The sequence below is a fragment of the Streptosporangium nondiastaticum genome (assembly GCF_003011965.1).
GTDB lineage: Bacteria > Actinomycetota > Actinomycetes > Streptomycetales > Streptomycetaceae > Streptomyces > Streptomyces nondiastaticus.
On the sequence record NZ_PXWG01000010.1, the window covers coordinates 68,836 to 83,904 of the forward strand.

At 74.5% G+C, this 15,069-nt stretch carries 12 protein-coding genes and 1 riboswitch; of the genes, 9 read left to right on the forward strand and 3 right to left on the reverse strand.

Annotated features, from left to right (window positions below; all coding sequences use genetic code 11):
• The first annotated feature begins 9 nt into the window (after window positions 1-9).
• From B7P34_RS07140 to B7P34_RS07155, 4 genes are all read left to right on the forward strand, one after another.
• Window positions 10-1,368, forward strand: coding sequence for a M16 family metallopeptidase (locus B7P34_RS07140; protein WP_223267586.1), 1,359 nt, complete (start codon window positions 10-12; stop codon window positions 1,366-1,368).
• Window positions 1,365-2,771, forward strand: coding sequence for a M16 family metallopeptidase (locus B7P34_RS07145; RefSeq protein WP_223267587.1), 1,407 nt, complete (start codon window positions 1,365-1,367; stop codon window positions 2,769-2,771). The genes B7P34_RS07140 and B7P34_RS07145 overlap by 4 nt, the downstream gene beginning before the upstream one ends.
• 215 nt (window positions 2,772-2,986) lie before the next feature.
• Window positions 2,987-3,142: riboswitch (cyclic di-AMP (ydaO/yuaA leader) on the forward strand.
• A gap of 13 nt (window positions 3,143-3,155) precedes the next feature.
• Entirely contained in the window at window positions 3,156-3,965 is an 810-nt protein-coding gene (locus tag B7P34_RS07150; protein WP_106674959.1) for a M23 family metallopeptidase, read from the forward strand.
• Between the two features lie 301 nt (window positions 3,966-4,266).
• The gene (locus tag B7P34_RS07155) at window positions 4,267-4,947 is read left to right on the forward strand and encodes a GntR family transcriptional regulator (RefSeq protein WP_223267588.1); all 681 of its coding nucleotides are present in this window, start codon (window positions 4,267-4,269) and stop codon (window positions 4,945-4,947) included.
• A 188-nt stretch (window positions 4,948-5,135) separates the two neighbouring features.
• Here B7P34_RS07155 and B7P34_RS07160 read toward each other — a convergent pair whose 3' ends face one another.
• On the reverse strand, window positions 5,136-5,417 hold the full coding sequence (locus B7P34_RS07160) for an HPr family phosphocarrier protein (RefSeq protein WP_030368624.1): 282 nt from the start codon (window positions 5,415-5,417) through the stop codon (window positions 5,136-5,138).
• 107 nt (window positions 5,418-5,524) lie between these two features.
• Here B7P34_RS07160 and B7P34_RS07165 point away from each other — a divergent pair, with 107 nt between their 5' ends.
• The 4 genes from B7P34_RS07165 (at window position 5,525) to B7P34_RS07180 (ending at window position 11,273) form a co-directional block, all read left to right on the forward strand.
• On the forward strand, window positions 5,525-8,341 hold the full coding sequence (locus B7P34_RS07165) for a bifunctional acetate--CoA ligase family protein/GNAT family N-acetyltransferase (protein WP_106674961.1): 2,817 nt from the start codon (window positions 5,525-5,527) through the stop codon (window positions 8,339-8,341).
• Between the two features lie 383 nt (window positions 8,342-8,724).
• A complete protein-coding gene (locus B7P34_RS07170; protein ID WP_030368622.1) occupies window positions 8,725-9,321 on the forward strand; it encodes a DUF5998 family protein in 597 nt (198 codons plus the stop codon).
• On the forward strand, window positions 9,321-10,514 hold the full coding sequence (locus B7P34_RS07175; RefSeq protein ID WP_106674962.1) for an alkaline phosphatase family protein: 1,194 nt from the start codon (window positions 9,321-9,323) through the stop codon (window positions 10,512-10,514). The genes B7P34_RS07170 and B7P34_RS07175 overlap by 1 nt, the downstream gene beginning before the upstream one ends.
• Before the next feature lie 69 nt (window positions 10,515-10,583).
• The gene (locus B7P34_RS07180; RefSeq protein ID WP_106674963.1) at window positions 10,584-11,273 is read left to right on the forward strand and encodes a thymidine kinase; all 690 of its coding nucleotides are present in this window, start codon (window positions 10,584-10,586) and stop codon (window positions 11,271-11,273) included.
• On the opposite strand, the gene B7P34_RS07185 is transcribed toward B7P34_RS07180, so the two are convergent.
• Window positions 11,248-12,051, reverse strand: coding sequence for a VOC family protein (locus tag B7P34_RS07185; protein ID WP_106674964.1), 804 nt, complete (start codon window positions 12,049-12,051; stop codon window positions 11,248-11,250). The genes B7P34_RS07180 and B7P34_RS07185 overlap by 26 nt on opposite strands.
• A gap of 292 nt (window positions 12,052-12,343) precedes the next feature.
• Here B7P34_RS07185 and B7P34_RS07190 point away from each other — a divergent pair, with 292 nt between their 5' ends.
• A complete protein-coding gene (locus B7P34_RS07190; RefSeq protein WP_106674965.1) occupies window positions 12,344-13,177 on the forward strand; it encodes a sulfurtransferase in 834 nt (277 codons plus the stop codon).
• A 482-nt stretch (window positions 13,178-13,659) separates the two neighbouring features.
• Here the strand turns inward: B7P34_RS07190 and sepH are convergent, their stop codons facing one another.
• Window positions 13,660-14,706, reverse strand: coding sequence for a septation protein SepH (gene sepH, locus B7P34_RS07195; protein ID WP_223267589.1), 1,047 nt, complete (start codon window positions 14,704-14,706; stop codon window positions 13,660-13,662).
• Window positions 14,707-15,069: the final 363 nt, after the last annotated feature.

Below are 15,069 nucleotides of genomic sequence, written 5' to 3' on the forward strand. Positions count from 1 at the left end.
GGGACGTACATGCCCATGGGTCACACGGCCACGCAACAGGCCGGTACCGGCGGCCTCACAGCGACCGAGCACCGCCTGGCCAACGGCCTGCGGGTGGTGCTCTCCGAAGACCATCTGACCCCGGTCGCCGCCGTCTGCCTCTGGTACGACGTCGGCTCGCGCCATGAGGTCAAGGGCCGCACCGGCCTCGCCCACCTCTTCGAGCACCTTATGTTCCAGGGCTCGGCACAGGTCAAGGGGAACGGCCATTTCGAACTGGTGCAGGGCGCCGGCGGCTCCCTCAACGGCACCACCAGCTTCGAGCGCACCAACTACTTCGAGACCATGCCGGCCCACCAGCTGGAGCTGGCCCTGTGGCTCGAGGCCGACCGGATGGGCTCCCTGCTCACCGCCCTCGACGACGAGTCGATGGAGAACCAGCGCGACGTCGTCAAGAACGAGCGCCGCCAGCGCTACGACAACGTCCCCTACGGCACCGCCTTCGAGCGGCTGACGGCCATGGTCTTCCCCGACGGCCACCCGTACCACCACACCCCGATCGGCTCCATGGCCGACCTGGACGCGGCCTCCCTGGAGGACGCCCGCGCCTTCTTCCGCACGTACTACGCGCCGGGCAACGCCGTCCTCTCGGTCGTCGGCGACATCGACCCCGAGCAGACGCTCGCCTGGATCGAGAAGTACTTCGGCTCCATCCCCGCGCACGACGGCAAGCAGCCCCCGCGCGACGGCAGCCTCCCCGACACCATCGGCGAGGAGCTCCGCCAGGTCGTCCGCGAAGAGGTCCCGGCGCGCGCCATGATGGCCGCCTACCGCCTCCCGCAGGACGGCTCCCGCGAGGCCGACGCCGCCGACCTGGCCGTCACCGTCCTCGGCGGCGGCGAGTCCTCCCGCCTCCACAACCGCCTCGTGCGCCACGACCGCACCGCCGTCGCCGCCGGCTTCGGCCTGCTGCGGCTCGCCGGCGCCCCCTCGCTGGGCTGGCTGGACGTCAAGGCCTCCGGCGGCGCCGAGGTCCCCGCCATCGAGGCCGCCGTCGACGAGGAGCTGGCCCGCTTCGCGGCCGAGGGCCCGACCCCCGAGGAGATGGAGCGCGCCCAGGCCCAGCTGGAGCGCGAGTGGCTGGACCGGCTCTCCACGGTCAGCGGCCGCGCCGACGAACTGTGCCGCTTCGCGGTGCTGTTCGGCGACCCCCAGCTCGCCCTCACCGCCGTGCAGCGCGTGCTGGACATCACCCCCGAGGAGGTGCGGCGCGTCGCCCAGGCCCGCCTGCGCCCCGACAACCGCGCCGTGCTCGTGTACGAGCCCACCGAGAGCGCGGCCCCCGCCGCCGACGAGAACGCCGACGCAGAAGAGGAGACGGCCAAGTGAGCGACGCCGTGGCCGCTGACCCCACCCAGCCTTCTATGGTCTTCCACCCGCGGCCCCAGGCCGGGCCCGCGGCCCCCTGGGCCTTCCCCGCCCCCGAGCGCAGCACGCTCCCCAACGGCCTGACGGTGCTGCGCTGCCACCGCCCCGGCCAGCAGGTCGTCGCCGTGGACATCGACGTCGTGGCCCCCCTGGCCGCCGAGCCCGAGGGCCTCGACGGCGTCGCCACGATCATGGCGCGCGCCCTGTCCGAGGGCACCGACAAGCACACCGCCGAGGAGTTCACGGCCGAGCTGGAGCGCTGCGGCGCCACCCTCGACGCCCACGCGGACCACCCCAGCGTGCGCCTCTCCCTGGAGGTGCCGGCCTCCCGGCTCACCAAGGCCCTCGGCCTCGTCGCCGACGCCCTGCGCGCCCCGGCCTTCCCGGACAACGAGGTCGAGCGCCTCGTGGGCAACCGCCTGGACGAGATCCCGCACGAGCTGGCCAACCCCTCCCGCCGGGCCGCCATGGCGCTCTCCAAGGAGCTCTTCCCGGCCGGCTCGCGGATGTCCCGCCCCCGCCAGGGCACCGAGGAGACCGTCGCCCGCATCGACGCCGCCTCCGTCCGCGCCTTCTACGAGGCCCACGTCCGGCCCGCCACCACGACCGCCGTGGTCGTCGGCGACTTCACCGGCATCGACCTCGACGCGGCCCTCGCGGACTCGCTCGGCGCCTGGACGGGCTCCCCGGCCGAGCCGTTCCCGCTCCCGCCGGTCACCGCCGACGACACCGGCCGCGTCGTCATCGTGGACCGCCCCGGCGCGGTCCAGACGCAACTCCTCATCGGCCGCACCGGCGCCGACCGGCACGACGCCGTGTGGCCCGCCCAGACCGTCGGCACGTACTGCCTGGGCGGCACCCTCACCTCCCGCCTGGACCGCGTCCTGCGCGAGGAGAAGGGCTACACCTACGGCGTCCGGGCCTTCGGCCAGGTGCTGCTGTCCACCCCGGAGGGCACCGGCGCGGCCATGCTGGCCATCAGCGGCTCGGTGGACACCGCCTCCACCGGCCCCGCGCTGCAGGACCTGTGGACGGTGCTGCGCACCCTCGCCGCCGAGGGCCTGACGGACGAGGAGCGCGACTCCGCCGTGCAGAACCTCGTCGGCGTCGCCCCGCTCAAGTACGAGACGGCGGCGGCCGTCGCCGGGACGCTGGCCGACCAGGTCGAGCAGCACCTCCCGGACGACTTCCAGGCGCGGCTGTACGAGCGCCTCGCCGCGACGGGCACAGTGGAGGCCACGGCCGCCGTCGTCAACGCCTTCCCGCCCGACCGGCTGGTGACGGTGCTCGTCGGTGACGCCGCGCAGATCGAGGAGCCCGTCCGGGCCCTCGGCATCGGCGACGTGACCGTGATCACGGGCTGAACCCCGGCGGCGGGCCGCTCCGCCGACCCGCCGTCAACCGGCAGGCACGCGCGCCCCAGAGGCGCGCGTGCCTGCCAAATGTCCGGTTTAGCGGAGTGGTTGCACGTCTGCACTGTGGCGTGGGACACAAAACAGTCCTTCTGTTTGCCGATCGAAAGTGACGGCGTCTAGCGTCGAAGCGTCTGTCCGTCAGATGTGCGTCGCATCCGCGGCCCGGGCAGACATCGCCGAGTCCCCGTACGGCGCGAGCCAGGGGAGCCGGGGACCCAAGTGTCCCTGGGGTGAATCGGGCCCCTTTCCGGAGGGATCCGTAGGAGACCTTCCTGCTCCGAACCCGTCAGCTAACCCGGTAGGCGAGAGGGAAGGAAAGGACCAGCCTCACCCATGGCGTTCACTCGTGCCACCGGGAAGCACCGCAAGCCGAGCCGCGCCGTTCGCGTCAGCGCGAACGCGGCGGGCATAGCCACCCTCGCCGCCACCGGTGTCGTCGCGGGCTTCGCCGCCCCGGCGCTGGCCGCCACCCCCGACGAGGTCCCCCACTCCACCGAGGACACGGGCCTGACCCAGGCCGTCGTCATCGGCGAGGACACCGCCGGCCGCATCGGCGAGCAGGCCCAGGTCCAGAGCAGCTCCGCCGCCGAGTCCTCCGCCGTCCACGAGGCCGAGGCCGCCGCCAAGCAGCAGGCCTACGACGTCAAGAAGGCCGACGACGAGGCCAAGCGCAAGGCCGAGGCCGAGCGCAAGGAGCAGGAGCGCATCGCCCGCGAGCAGGAGCGCAAGCGCCTCAACACCTTCGTCTCGCCGATCGCCGGCTCGTACGTCTCCACGTCCTACAAGGCCTCCAGCGGCCTGTGGTCCTCCGGCAGCCACACCGGTGTCGACTTCCACGCCGAGACCGGCACCTCGGTCCAGGCCGTGGGCGCCGGCACCATCGTCGAGGCCGGCTGGGGCGGCGCGTACGGCAACAACGTCGTCATCAAGCACAACGACGGCACGTACACGCAGTACGGCCACCTGTCCTCGATCGGCGTCTCCGTCGGCCAGAGCGTCACCGCCGGCCAGCAGATCGGCCTCTCCGGCGCCACGGGCAACGTCACCGGCCCGCACCTGCACTTCGAGGCCCGCACGGGCGCCGTCTACGGCACCGACATCGACCCCGTCGCGTACCTCGCCGAGCACGGCGTCTCCGTCTGACGCAGCACGGACCGCGCCCCGCGCGCCCCATCGCCTGACGAAGGCCCCGGCCCACCGGCCGGGGCCTTCGCCGTGCCCGGAACGCCCCGCGCGCCGGCCGCCGTCCGCCCCGTGTTGGCCAAAACATATCGATGACTTCCCGTGCGCCGTCGGAAATCGCGGGCCACTGCAATAGAGTCGCTGAACAAACGTCAATCGGCCGCGTTTCGCGGGGGTTATCCGGAGGTTCACCCATGCGGGGCCGTACGTGAACGGTGAGGGGACAGCGGCTCCGGAGAGCCGTCGCATTTCCGCGCACGCCGTGTGCACGGCGATTCGTGACGACATTGTTTCCGGCACGTTTCCACCCGGCAGCAGGCTCACCGAGGAGGTCCTCGCGCGCCGCTACGGGGTCTCCCGCGTGCCCGTGCGCGAGGCGCTGCGCACCCTCGCGTCGGAGGGCTTCGTGACCACCCGGCGGCACGCCGGCGCGTGCGTCGCCGAGCCCACCGAGCAGGAGGCCGCGGATCTGCTGGAGGTGCGCGCCCTGCTGGAGCCGCTGGGCGCCGCGCGCGCCGCTCAGCGCCGTACGGAGGCGCACCTGAAGGTGCTGCGCGGGCTGGTCAGGCTGGGCCAGGAGCGGGCTCGCGGCGGCCGTACGGGCGAGCTGCGGCCGCTGGGCGACTGGTTCGACGAGACGCTCGCCCAGGCGTCCGGCAGCCCCAGCATCGCGGGGCTGCTCACCCAGCTGCGGCTCAAGATCGCCTGGGTGTACGCGGCGGAGCCGCCGGTGCGGCCCGTCGACACGTGGGAGCTGCTCGGCGCCCTCGTGGACGCCGTGGCCCGCGGCGACGCCGAACGGGCCCGGGCGATCGCCGCCGCCCGCGCGGACCGGGCGCCGGGCGAATTCCGGCTGCGGCGCTCCGTGCCGGCGGCGCGGACGGCAACGGGGACGGCCCGGAATAAGGAGTCCGCCGTGAGAACAGTGATCGCCGGTTCCTGAAGTGCGCCCGCGCATATTTTGCGCCCGGAGTTCCGGAGTTACCGAAGGAAATGTTCTTCAGCTGAACTCGCGCCTATGGAATGGCATGCCGGCGTGGCGGAAATGCCATGGATTTCATCCGGGAACGACAACGGGGCCGCGGCGGCCTCCATCGGCCGCCGCGGCCCCGCCGCGCGGGATCCGTCGAATCAGACGGTCTCCGGGAGCTCCTCGAGGCCCTCGGCGACCAGCTTCGCCAGGCGGTCCAGAGCGGCCTCGGCACCCTCGGCGTCGCTCGCCAGGACGATCTCCTCGCCACCCTGGGCGCCCAGGCCCAGCACGGCCAGCATGGAGCCGGCGTTGACCGGGGTGCCGTCGGCCTTGGCGATCGTCATGGGGACGCCGGCGGCGGTCGCCGCACGGACGAAGATCGACGCGGGACGGGCGTGCAGGCCCTCGGCCCAGCCGACGGTGACGCGGCGCTCAGCCATGGTGTTGCCCTTCAGGTCGTAGGGGTTGTCTAGACCAGTGTCGCACGGTGCCGGGAGTGCTCCGGCGCCGCGCCCTCGTTGTCGGTGCCCGGCCTTACGCTGGCCCCATGCAGACGACGCCGGCGCAGCACGGGCACGAGCACGCGTACCCCGCCCACTGGGAAGCCGACGTCGTCCTGCGCGACGGCGGCACCGCCCACCTGCGCCCCATCACACCGGACGACGCGCAGCGGCTGGTGAGCTTCTACGAGCAGGTCTCGGACGAGTCGAAGTACTACCGCTTCTTCGCCCCCTACCCCCGCCTCTCCGACCGGGACGTGCACCGCTTCACCCATCACGACTACGTGGACCGGGTCGGCCTCGCCGCCACCGTCGGCGGCGAGTTCATCGCCACCGTCCGCTACGACCGCGTCGACGGCCGCGGCATGCCGGCGTCCGGGCCCGCCGACGAGGCCGAGGTCGCCTTCCTCGTGCAGGACGCCCACCAGGGCCGCGGCGTCGCCTCCGCCCTCCTGGAGCACATCGCGGCCGTGGCCCGCGAGCGCGGCATCCGGCGCTTCACCGCGGAGGTGCTGCCCGCCAACACCAAGATGATCAAGGTGTTCACGGACGCGGGCTACACCCAGAAGCGCAGCTTCGAGGACGGCGTCGTCCGCCTCCAGCTGGACCTGGAGCCCACCGACCGCTCCCTCGCCGTCCAGCGGGCCCGCGAGCAGCGCGCCGAGGCCCGCTCGGTCCACCGGCTGATCGCGCCCGGCTCCGTCGCCGTCATCGGCACCGGCCGCGCGCCCGGCGGCATGGGGCGCACCGTCCTGCGCAACCTCCTCGCCGGCGGCTTCACCGGCCGGGTGCACGCGGTCAACCACGCCTTCCCCGAGGACACCGCCCGGCTCGAACCCGAGGGCGTGCCCGCCCACCGCTCCGTCCTCGCCATCCCCGAGCCCGTCGACCTCGCCGTCGTCGCCGTGCCCGCCGAGCAGGTGCCCTCCGTCGTCGCCGAGTGCGGCGAGCACGGCGTCCAGGGGCTCCTCGTCCTCTCCGCCGGGTACGGCGAGAGCGGCGCCGACGGGCGCCACCGGCAGCGCGAGCTCGTGCGCCAGGCCCGCTCGTACGGGATGCGCATCATCGGGCCCAACGCCTTCGGGCTCATCAACACCGCCGCCGGCGTCCGCCTGAACGCCTCCTTGTCGCCCGAGCTGCCCGCCGCCGGCCGCATAGGGCTCTTCAGCCAGTCCGGGGCCATCGGCATCGCCCTGCTGTCCGGGCTGCACCGGCGCGCCGCCGGGCTCGTCGGCATCTCCAGCTTCGTCTCCGCCGGCAACCGCGCGGACGTCTCCGGCAACGACTTCCTGCAGTACTGGCACGACGACCCCGACACCGACCTCGTGCTCATGTACCTGGAGTCCATCGGCAACCCCCGCAAGTTCACGCGGCTCGCGCGGCGCACCGCCGCCCGCAAGCCGGTCGTCGTCGTCAAGGGCGCCCGGCACGGCGGCGCCGCGCCCACCGGGCACGCCGTGCCGAACACCCGGATCCCCGACGCCACTGTCTCCGACCTGCTCCGGCAGGCCGGCGTCATCCGCGTCGACACGGTCACCGAGCTCGCCGACACGGGGCTGCTCCTCGCCTCCCAGCCGCTGCCCGCGGGCCCGCGCGTCGCCATCCTCGGCAATTCCGAGTCCCTCGCCCTCCTCACCTACGACGCCTGCCTCACTGACGGGCTGCGGCCCCAGCCGCCGTACGACCTGACCACCGGCGCCCAGCCCGCCGACTTCCGCCGGGCGCTCGCCGGAGCCCTCGCCGACGAGGAGTGCGACGCCGTCGTCGTCACCGCCATCCCGTGGGTCGGGGACGCCTCCGCGGCGGACCTCGCCGGGGCGCTCCGGGAGGCCGTCGCCGCCTCGCGCGCCGCGAAGCCGGTCACCGTCGTGCACCTGGAGATCCCCGGGCTCGCGGAGGCCCTCGCGGAGCCGGCGGGTGCGGGTGCGGGTGCGGACGTGGACGCCTCCGCGGGCGCCGGGGGAGGGGCGGTGCGGATCCCCGCCTACCCCGCCGCCGAGCGCGCCGTACGAGCCCTCGCCGAGGCCGCGCGGTACGCACGCTGGCGGCGGCTGGCGGCCGAGCCGGGGCGGGTGCCGGAGTACGACGACATCGACGAGGCGGGCGCCGCCGCGGACATCGAGGTCCTCCTGGAGGCCCACGGGGCCGTCCTGGCACCGCCGCCCGAGGGGCCCCGCGCGGTCACCCTCTCCGCGCCCGACACGCAGCGGCTCCTCGCCCGGTACGGGATCGCCGTGCTGCCCGCGCTGCCCGCGCCCGACCCCGACAGCGCGGTCCGCGCGGCCGGGAGGCTCGGCTTCCCCGTCGCCCTCAAGCCCACCGCCCCGCACCTGCGCCACCGCGCCGACCTCGGGGGCGTCCGGCTCGACCTCGGCGGTGAGACGGAACTGCGCCGCGCGTACACCGAGTTGACCGAGCTCCTCGGCAAGCCCGAGGAGACCCGGCTCGTCGTCCAGTCCATGGCGCCGCGCGGGGTCGACACCGTCGTCCGGGCGGCGATCGACCCCGCGGCGGGCGCGGTCCTCTCCTTCGGGCTCGCGGGGGCGCCGTCCCTGTTGCTCGGCGACACCGCGCATCGGCTCGTCCCCGTCACCGACCGGGACGCGGCCGAGCAGATCCGCTCGATCCGCACCGCGCCGCTGCTGTTCGGCTGGCGCGGGGCGACGCCGGTGGACACGCGGGCGCTGGAGGAGCTCCTGCTACGGGTCTCCCGGCTGGTCGACGACCACCCGGAGGTCGTCGGCGCCGACCTCGAACCGGTGATCGTGGCGCCCCACGGCGTCCACGTCCTGGGCGCCACGATCCGCCTCGCACCGGCCCCGGCCCGCACGGACCTGGGCCCGCGCAGCCTGCCGGTGGTCTGACAGCAACAGACCACCGGGCGGCACCCGACGTGCGGGCGCTCGGCACCGCCGGGGTTTCCCGCCGTGGCGGAGGGAGGGGGCCGTAACGGCCCCGGCGCCCGTCCCCGCCGCGGCGGTGCTCAGCCACGATGGTGCGGTCCGGCGGTGCCGTCCCACCTCCGGTGTGGTTGCTCGGCCCCGTTCGCAGTTGGTTCGGCACCGCCGGTCCGCGCCGCGGGGGTTTCCCGCCGTGGCGGCGCAGAGGGAGACGCCGGGGCTCTCAGGCGGCCGGCCCGGGTGGAATGGAAGGCTCCGTGTGATGCCCGTCCCATCGGGGGCCGGCGGGCCGGGCCGGGGCGGGCGCATCGGGCGGGCGGGGGCCGTGGGCCCCTTAGGATGGGCTTATGGCGAAGACCGGTACGACGACCCAAGGGCTGCGCGCGGCGATCGAGCGCAGCGGCTACTACCCGGCCCTCGTGGCCGAGGCGGTGGAGGCCGCAGTGGGCGGGGAGCCGGTCGTGTCGTACCTGGTGCACCAGGAGACGACGTTCGACTCCAACGAGGTGCGCCGCCACGTCACCGTCCTCGTCCTCACCGGCACCCGCTTCATCGTCAGCCACACCGACGAGCAGGCCGCCGACGGCACGTCGCCGTCCCCGTACGCCACCACCTCCACGGAGTCCGTGAAGCTGGAGCGGATCTCCTCGGTCGTGCTGAGCCGCGTCGTCGCGAACCCCGAGTCGTACACGCCGGGCACCCTGCCCCGTGAGGTCGTGCTGAACATCGGCTGGGGCGCGGTGTCCCGGATCGACCTGGAGCCCGCGGCCTGCGGCGACCCCAACTGCGACGCGGACCACGGCTACACCGGCTCCTCCACGGCCGACGACCTGAGCCTGCGCGTCAGCGAGGCCGGCGACGGCCCGGACACGGTCCGCCAGACCCTGGCCTTCGCCCAGGCGCTCTCCGAAGCCACTGCGGCGACCGCGGCGACCGCCCGCTGATGTCCCATCCGATGACGGCGGGCTCCGCCTGGCACGAGCCCGCCCCTCTCGACCCCCGCACGGCCCCGCTGCCCCGCTACGGCACGGGCTCGCTGGCCGATCTCCTGCCGGCCGCCGTGGCGGGCATGGGGGTCCCGGGCTTCTCCACGGGCCTGGAGCTCACCCCGGCCGACCGCGTGTGCGTGTTCCTGATCGACGGCCTCGGCTGGGAGCTGCTGCGCGCCCACCCCGCCGAGGCGCCGTTCCTGCACTCGCTGACGACCGGCTCGAACCCGCTGACCGCGGGCTTCCCGTCCACCACGGCCACCTCCCTGGCCTCGGTGGGCACGGGCCTGCCGCCGGGCGCCCACGGCCTGCCCGGCTACACGGTGGCCGACCCGGCCACCGGGCAGCTGATGAACCAGCTGCGCTGGCGCCCCTGGACCGACCCGCACGCCTGGCAGCCGTACCCGACGGTCTTCCAGCTCGCGGACGCGGCGGGCGTGCACACCTGCCAGGTCTCCGCCCCGGACTTCCAGCACACCCCGCTGACGAAGATCGCGCTGAGCGGCGGCACCTTCCACGGCCGGCTCTCCGGCGAGGAGCGGATGGACTTCGCCGCCGACCGGCTCGGCGCCGCGGACCGCTCGCTCGTCTACACGTACTACAGCGACGTCGACGGCAAGGGGCACCGCTTCGGCGTCGACTCCGACGAGTGGCGCGGCCAGTTGATGTACGTCGACCGCCTCGCCCAGCGCCTCGCCGAGCAGCTGCCGCCCCGCTCCGCCCTGTACGTCACCGCCGACCACGGCATGATCGACATCCCGTTCGACCCGGAGTCGCGCATCGACTTCGACGAGGACTGGGAGCTCCGCGCGGGCGTCGCCCTGCTCGGCGGCGAGGCGCGCGCCCGCCACGTCTACGCCGTGCCCGGCGCCGCCGCCGACGTCCTCGCCGTGTGGCGGGAGGTGCTGGGCGAGCAGATGTGGATCGCGAGCCGCGACGAGGCGATCGAGGCCGGCTGGTTCGGCCGGCCCGGCGACGGCGTCGACGACCGCGTCTACGGCCGGATCGGCGACGTGGTCGCCGCCGCCCGCGACGACATCGCGATCGTCGCCACCGAGACCGAGCCGAACGAGTCCGCGATGGTGGGGCTGCACGGCTCCATGACGCCCGTGGAGCAGCTCGTGCCGCTCCTCGAAGTGCGACCCTGAACGTACGCACGCCGCACCGCACCCCTCCCCCCCACAACGCCCCGACCTATGAAAGGCATTGGCTTCCCCATGCCCGAGCTGGTGTTCTTCTCCGGAACGATGGACTGCGGAAAGAGCACCCTCGCTCTGCAGATCGAGCACAACCGCTCGGCCCGCGGCCTGCAAGGGATGATCTACACCCGCAACGACCGCGCCGGCGCGGGCAAGCTGTCCTCGCGGCTCGGCCTGGTCACCGACTCCGTCGAGGCGGGCGAGGGGTTCGACTTCTACGCGCACATCGTCGCCCACCTCTCCGCGGGCGGCCGCGCCGACTACGTCATAGCCGACGAGGCGCAGTTCCTCGACCCGGGCCAGGTCGACCAGCTCGCCAGGATCGTCGACGACCTCGACCTCGACGTCTTCGCCTTCGGCATCACCACCGACTTCCGCACCAAGCTCTTCCCCGGCTCCCAGCGCCTGGTCGAACTCGCCGACCGCATCGAGGTGCTGCAGGTCGAGGCGCTGTGCTGGTGCGGCGCGCGGGCCACGCACAACGCCCGCACGGTGGGCGGGCAGATGGTCGTCGAGGGCGCGCAGGTGGTCGTCGGCGACGTCAACCAGCCCGAGACCGTGGTCGGTTACGAGGTGCTGTGCCGGCGCCACCACCGCCGCAGGCTGACGGCCGCCGCGGCCCGCGCCGCGGCCCTCTCGCCCGACGTGCTGCCCGTGGACCCCGACTCCGCCGGCGCCCCGGTCAGCGGGCTGTCCGCAGCAGAGTGAAGACCGCCCCTTCCGGGTCGGCGACCGTGGCCACCCGCCCGGCCGGCCCCTCGTGCGGCGGCCGCAGCACCTGACCTCCCAGCTCCACGACCCGCAGCGCCGCGGCGTCGGTGTCCGCGACCTCGAAGTACGTCATCCAGTGCGGGCCCCGCTCGCGGGGCAGCTCCGCCCCGGCCCCGCGGATCGCCGCGACGGGCCGGTCGCCGATCTGCAGCGTCAGGTAATCGCTGGTCTCCGCGTCCGCCGGCTTCACGTCGTACCCGAACAGGGCCCGGTAGAAGCCGACGACGGCCGAGGCCCGGCGGGTCACCAGCTCGTGCCACGCGGGCGTGCCCGGCACGCCCGTCAGCTGCGCGCCCGTCAGCTCCTGGCCCTGCCACACGCCGAACGGCGCTCCCACCGGGTCGCAGGCGAGCACCAGCCGCCCCGCGTCCTCCGCGGACAGCGGGCCCACCCCGACCGTGCCGCCGAGACAGCGGATCCACTCCGCGGCCTCGTCGGCGTCGTCGCCGGCGAGGTACGTGGTCCAGGCCGTCGCCAGCCGCACGCCGGGCGCGAGCTCCCCGAGGCCGGCCACGTCCCGGCCGCCGACCGTGGCGCGGACGTAGGGCCCCAGCTGACGCGGTCCGGGGCTGTAGAAGGCCCAGCCGAACAGACCGCCGTAGAAGTCCTGGATCGACTCCAGGTCGTGCGCCAGGAGACTCGTCCAGCACGGGGTGCCCGGCGCGCGCCGGCCCTCACGTGCTCCTGGCCGGGGGGAGCCCCAAACCTCGGTCATGTCACTCTCTCCTCGGACCATCGTGGTGGCCGCGCGTCCCGCGCCGGGCCGCGGCGCGCGGGGGTGGTACGGGACGGGGCACGACCAGATGGTTGCACCACCTGCCGTCACGCGCCCCCCGGCCGCGCCGGGATTCCCGGGTTCCCGCAGGAGAATGCCCGCGATCGCGGGGCAGTACCGTTCCGGCGCCCGCACCGGCCGCGGCGGGCGGGCGCGCCCAGTATCGATCAGGTGTGCGCGGCCTCGCCAGAGGCCCGTTGACCGCAGGCCGGACTACGTCAGGATGGGGTCCATGAATGCCATCATCAGCGCAGTCGAACTCATGGACGCCTCGGCGAGCGGGCAGCCGCCGGTCCTGCTGGACGTCCGCTATCAGCTCGGGGGACCGCCCGGGCGACCGGAGTACGAGGCGGGGCACATCCCCGGCGCGGTCTACGTCGACCTGGAGGGCGAGCTCGCCGGGCCCGCGGGGAAGGAGGGCCGGCACCCGCTGCCGGACCTCGCGGTCTTCGGCGCGGCGATGCGCGCGGCCGGCGTCGGCTCCGGCGACGTCGTCGTCTACGACGGCGGTCAGGGCTGGGCGGCCGCGCGGGCGTGGTGGATGCTGCGCTGGGCCGGGCACCCGTCCGTACGCGTCCTCGACGGCGGACTCGCCGCCTGGCGGGCGCAGGGCGGGCCGGTCACGGACGATCCGACGGCCGTCCGCGAGGGCGACTTCGTCCCCGCGCCGGGGGCGCTGCCGCTGCTCGACGCGGACGGCGCGGCGGCGCTGGCCCGCCGCGGGCTGCTGCTGGACGCCCGGGCGGGGGAGCGCTACCGGGGCGAGGTGGAGCCGATCGACGCCGTCGCGGGCCACATCCCGGGCGCGGTCTCCGCCCCCACCACGGAGAACGTGGCCCCCGACGGGTGCCTGCGCCCCGCCGCGGAACTGGCGGCCCGCTTCGCCGCGCTGGGAGCCGTGGACGGCACCGAAGTGGGCGTCTACTGCGGCTCGGGCGTCTCCGCGGCGCAGGAACTGCTGGCGCTGGCCGTCGCGGGCGTACCGGCGGCGCTGTACGTCGGCTCGTGGAGCGAGTGGTCGTCCGACCCGTCCCGCCCGGTGGCCACGGGCCCGCAGCCGGGCTGATCCGACGCCCTCCGGACGGCGCGCCGACAGCCCCTCGCCCCGGTCCGAAGGGCGGTTCGCCGATCGGGCCGGTGCCTGATTCCGTGCCGGGGGCGGGATGGCACCGCCGGGAAGGACCTTTGCGGCCGGGCGCCGCTGCGGCGGGGGAGGGGTGCAGCGCACCCGCGTTTCCTCCCGCCGCGGCGGCGGGAAACCCCCGCGGCGCAGACCGGCGGTGCGGGGCGCCGTCATCCGCCTTGTGCCGTGGCTCGGAGGGGCTGCCGCTGCAGGCGACGTCGTGGGAGGGTGCCGCTGCGGCGGGGGAGGGGTGCCGGGCGGCCGCAACTTCTTCCGCCGCGACGGCGGGAAACCCCCGCGACGCGGCCCGGCGGTGCCGAGCCGGCCGTGCGTATGGTCTTCCGGCCGGCCTTCGGGCCGCGCGCGCTGCCGTCGGCGCCCCCGGGCCCGGCCGGGGGGCTGACAGGGAGTCACTGCCGTAGCGATTACTCCTGTTTCTTGCGGCGGGTGCCGAAGACGATCTCGTCCCAGCTGGGGACCGCCGCGCGGCGGCCCGGCCGGACCCCGTCCGCCTCGGCCTGACGGTCCGTCGTTCCGGTCAGCCGGTCGCGGTGGCCGGCCACGGACCGCGGCATGAGGACGTCCGCGTACGCGGCACCCGCACTCGCGGCCGGTGCCGGCGGCTCGACAGCCTCCGGCACCTCGGACGATTCGTCAGCGGCCTGCACGGCCGAGGCCGTTTCGGGCACGACCATGTCACCGCGGAAACTGGGCACCGCTTCGAGCAGGCTCGTCAGCGAATCCCGCTCTTTGCCGGGCTCCTCTGCGGACTCGGCCTCCGCCTCCGGCGGGGCCGGCGGGCCGGAGGACGCCTGCTGCCGGTCCAGCGACCGGTCGAGCGGCCGGTCCCGCGGCAGCCGCGCGATCCGGGGCACGAACGGGAAGCTCGGCTCGGGCGTGTCGTCGGTCTCGCCGATGAGCGCGCGGGCCTCGTCGTCCATCGCTTGAACGATCCGCCTCGGCGGGTCGTACGACCAGCTCGCCGCATGCGGCTCACCTGCCGCCCGGTAGACGAGCAGGACCTCCCACGTGCCGTCGTCCCGGCGCCAGGAGTCCCACTGCGCGGTGTCCTTCTCGGCCCCGCGCAGCATGAGCCGCTCGGCCACCGCCTCGCCGAGGAGCGGGCCGGTGTTCTCGCCGGGGCGGCGCACGGCCGTCTTGCGGGCGCGCTCGGCCATGAACGCGCGCTCGGCCAGCACCGGGCCCTCGAACCTGCGCACCCGCTCGACGGGGATCCCCGCGAGCTGCGCCACCTCCTCCGCGGAGGCTCCCGCACGTATGCGCGCCTGGATGTCGCGGGGGCGGAGATGGCTCTCCACCTCGATCTCGATCTGCCCCAGGCGAGCACGGTCGTTGCGCACGGCGGCGCGCAGCCGTTCGTCGATGGGGAGGGTGTACTCCGTGCTGTCCGCAGCCTTGAGCACCAGCCGTGTGCCGTCGTTGGAGACGGCCACGACACGCAGTTCGGGCATGGGGACCTCCCGGGTGGTGCCTGCCGACGTCACGTGCGTCGCTGCTTCCGCTAGTCGAGTGTGGCCTGCCCGGGTGCAGCCTGCCACAACATTGCCGAGTTGACGGGGGTGAGAGCCGCTGGGGCCCCGCCCGTTGGGTCCGGGCAGCCGGACGGGACACCGGGGCCAGGGCTCGCCACAGTACTCCATTCGGGCCACTGAGGGTGGAATGGCGCGCCATCGAAGTTCACGCGGGAGAAGGGAGTTGATCGTACCTATCGGGTGCGAAGCGGGTCGCACGGGTGTCGAGGTTCACACAATCGCCGGAATCGGAACTGTTCGTTACGCTCGAATGTCTCTTCTACCTGCAAGACGGACCCAAGG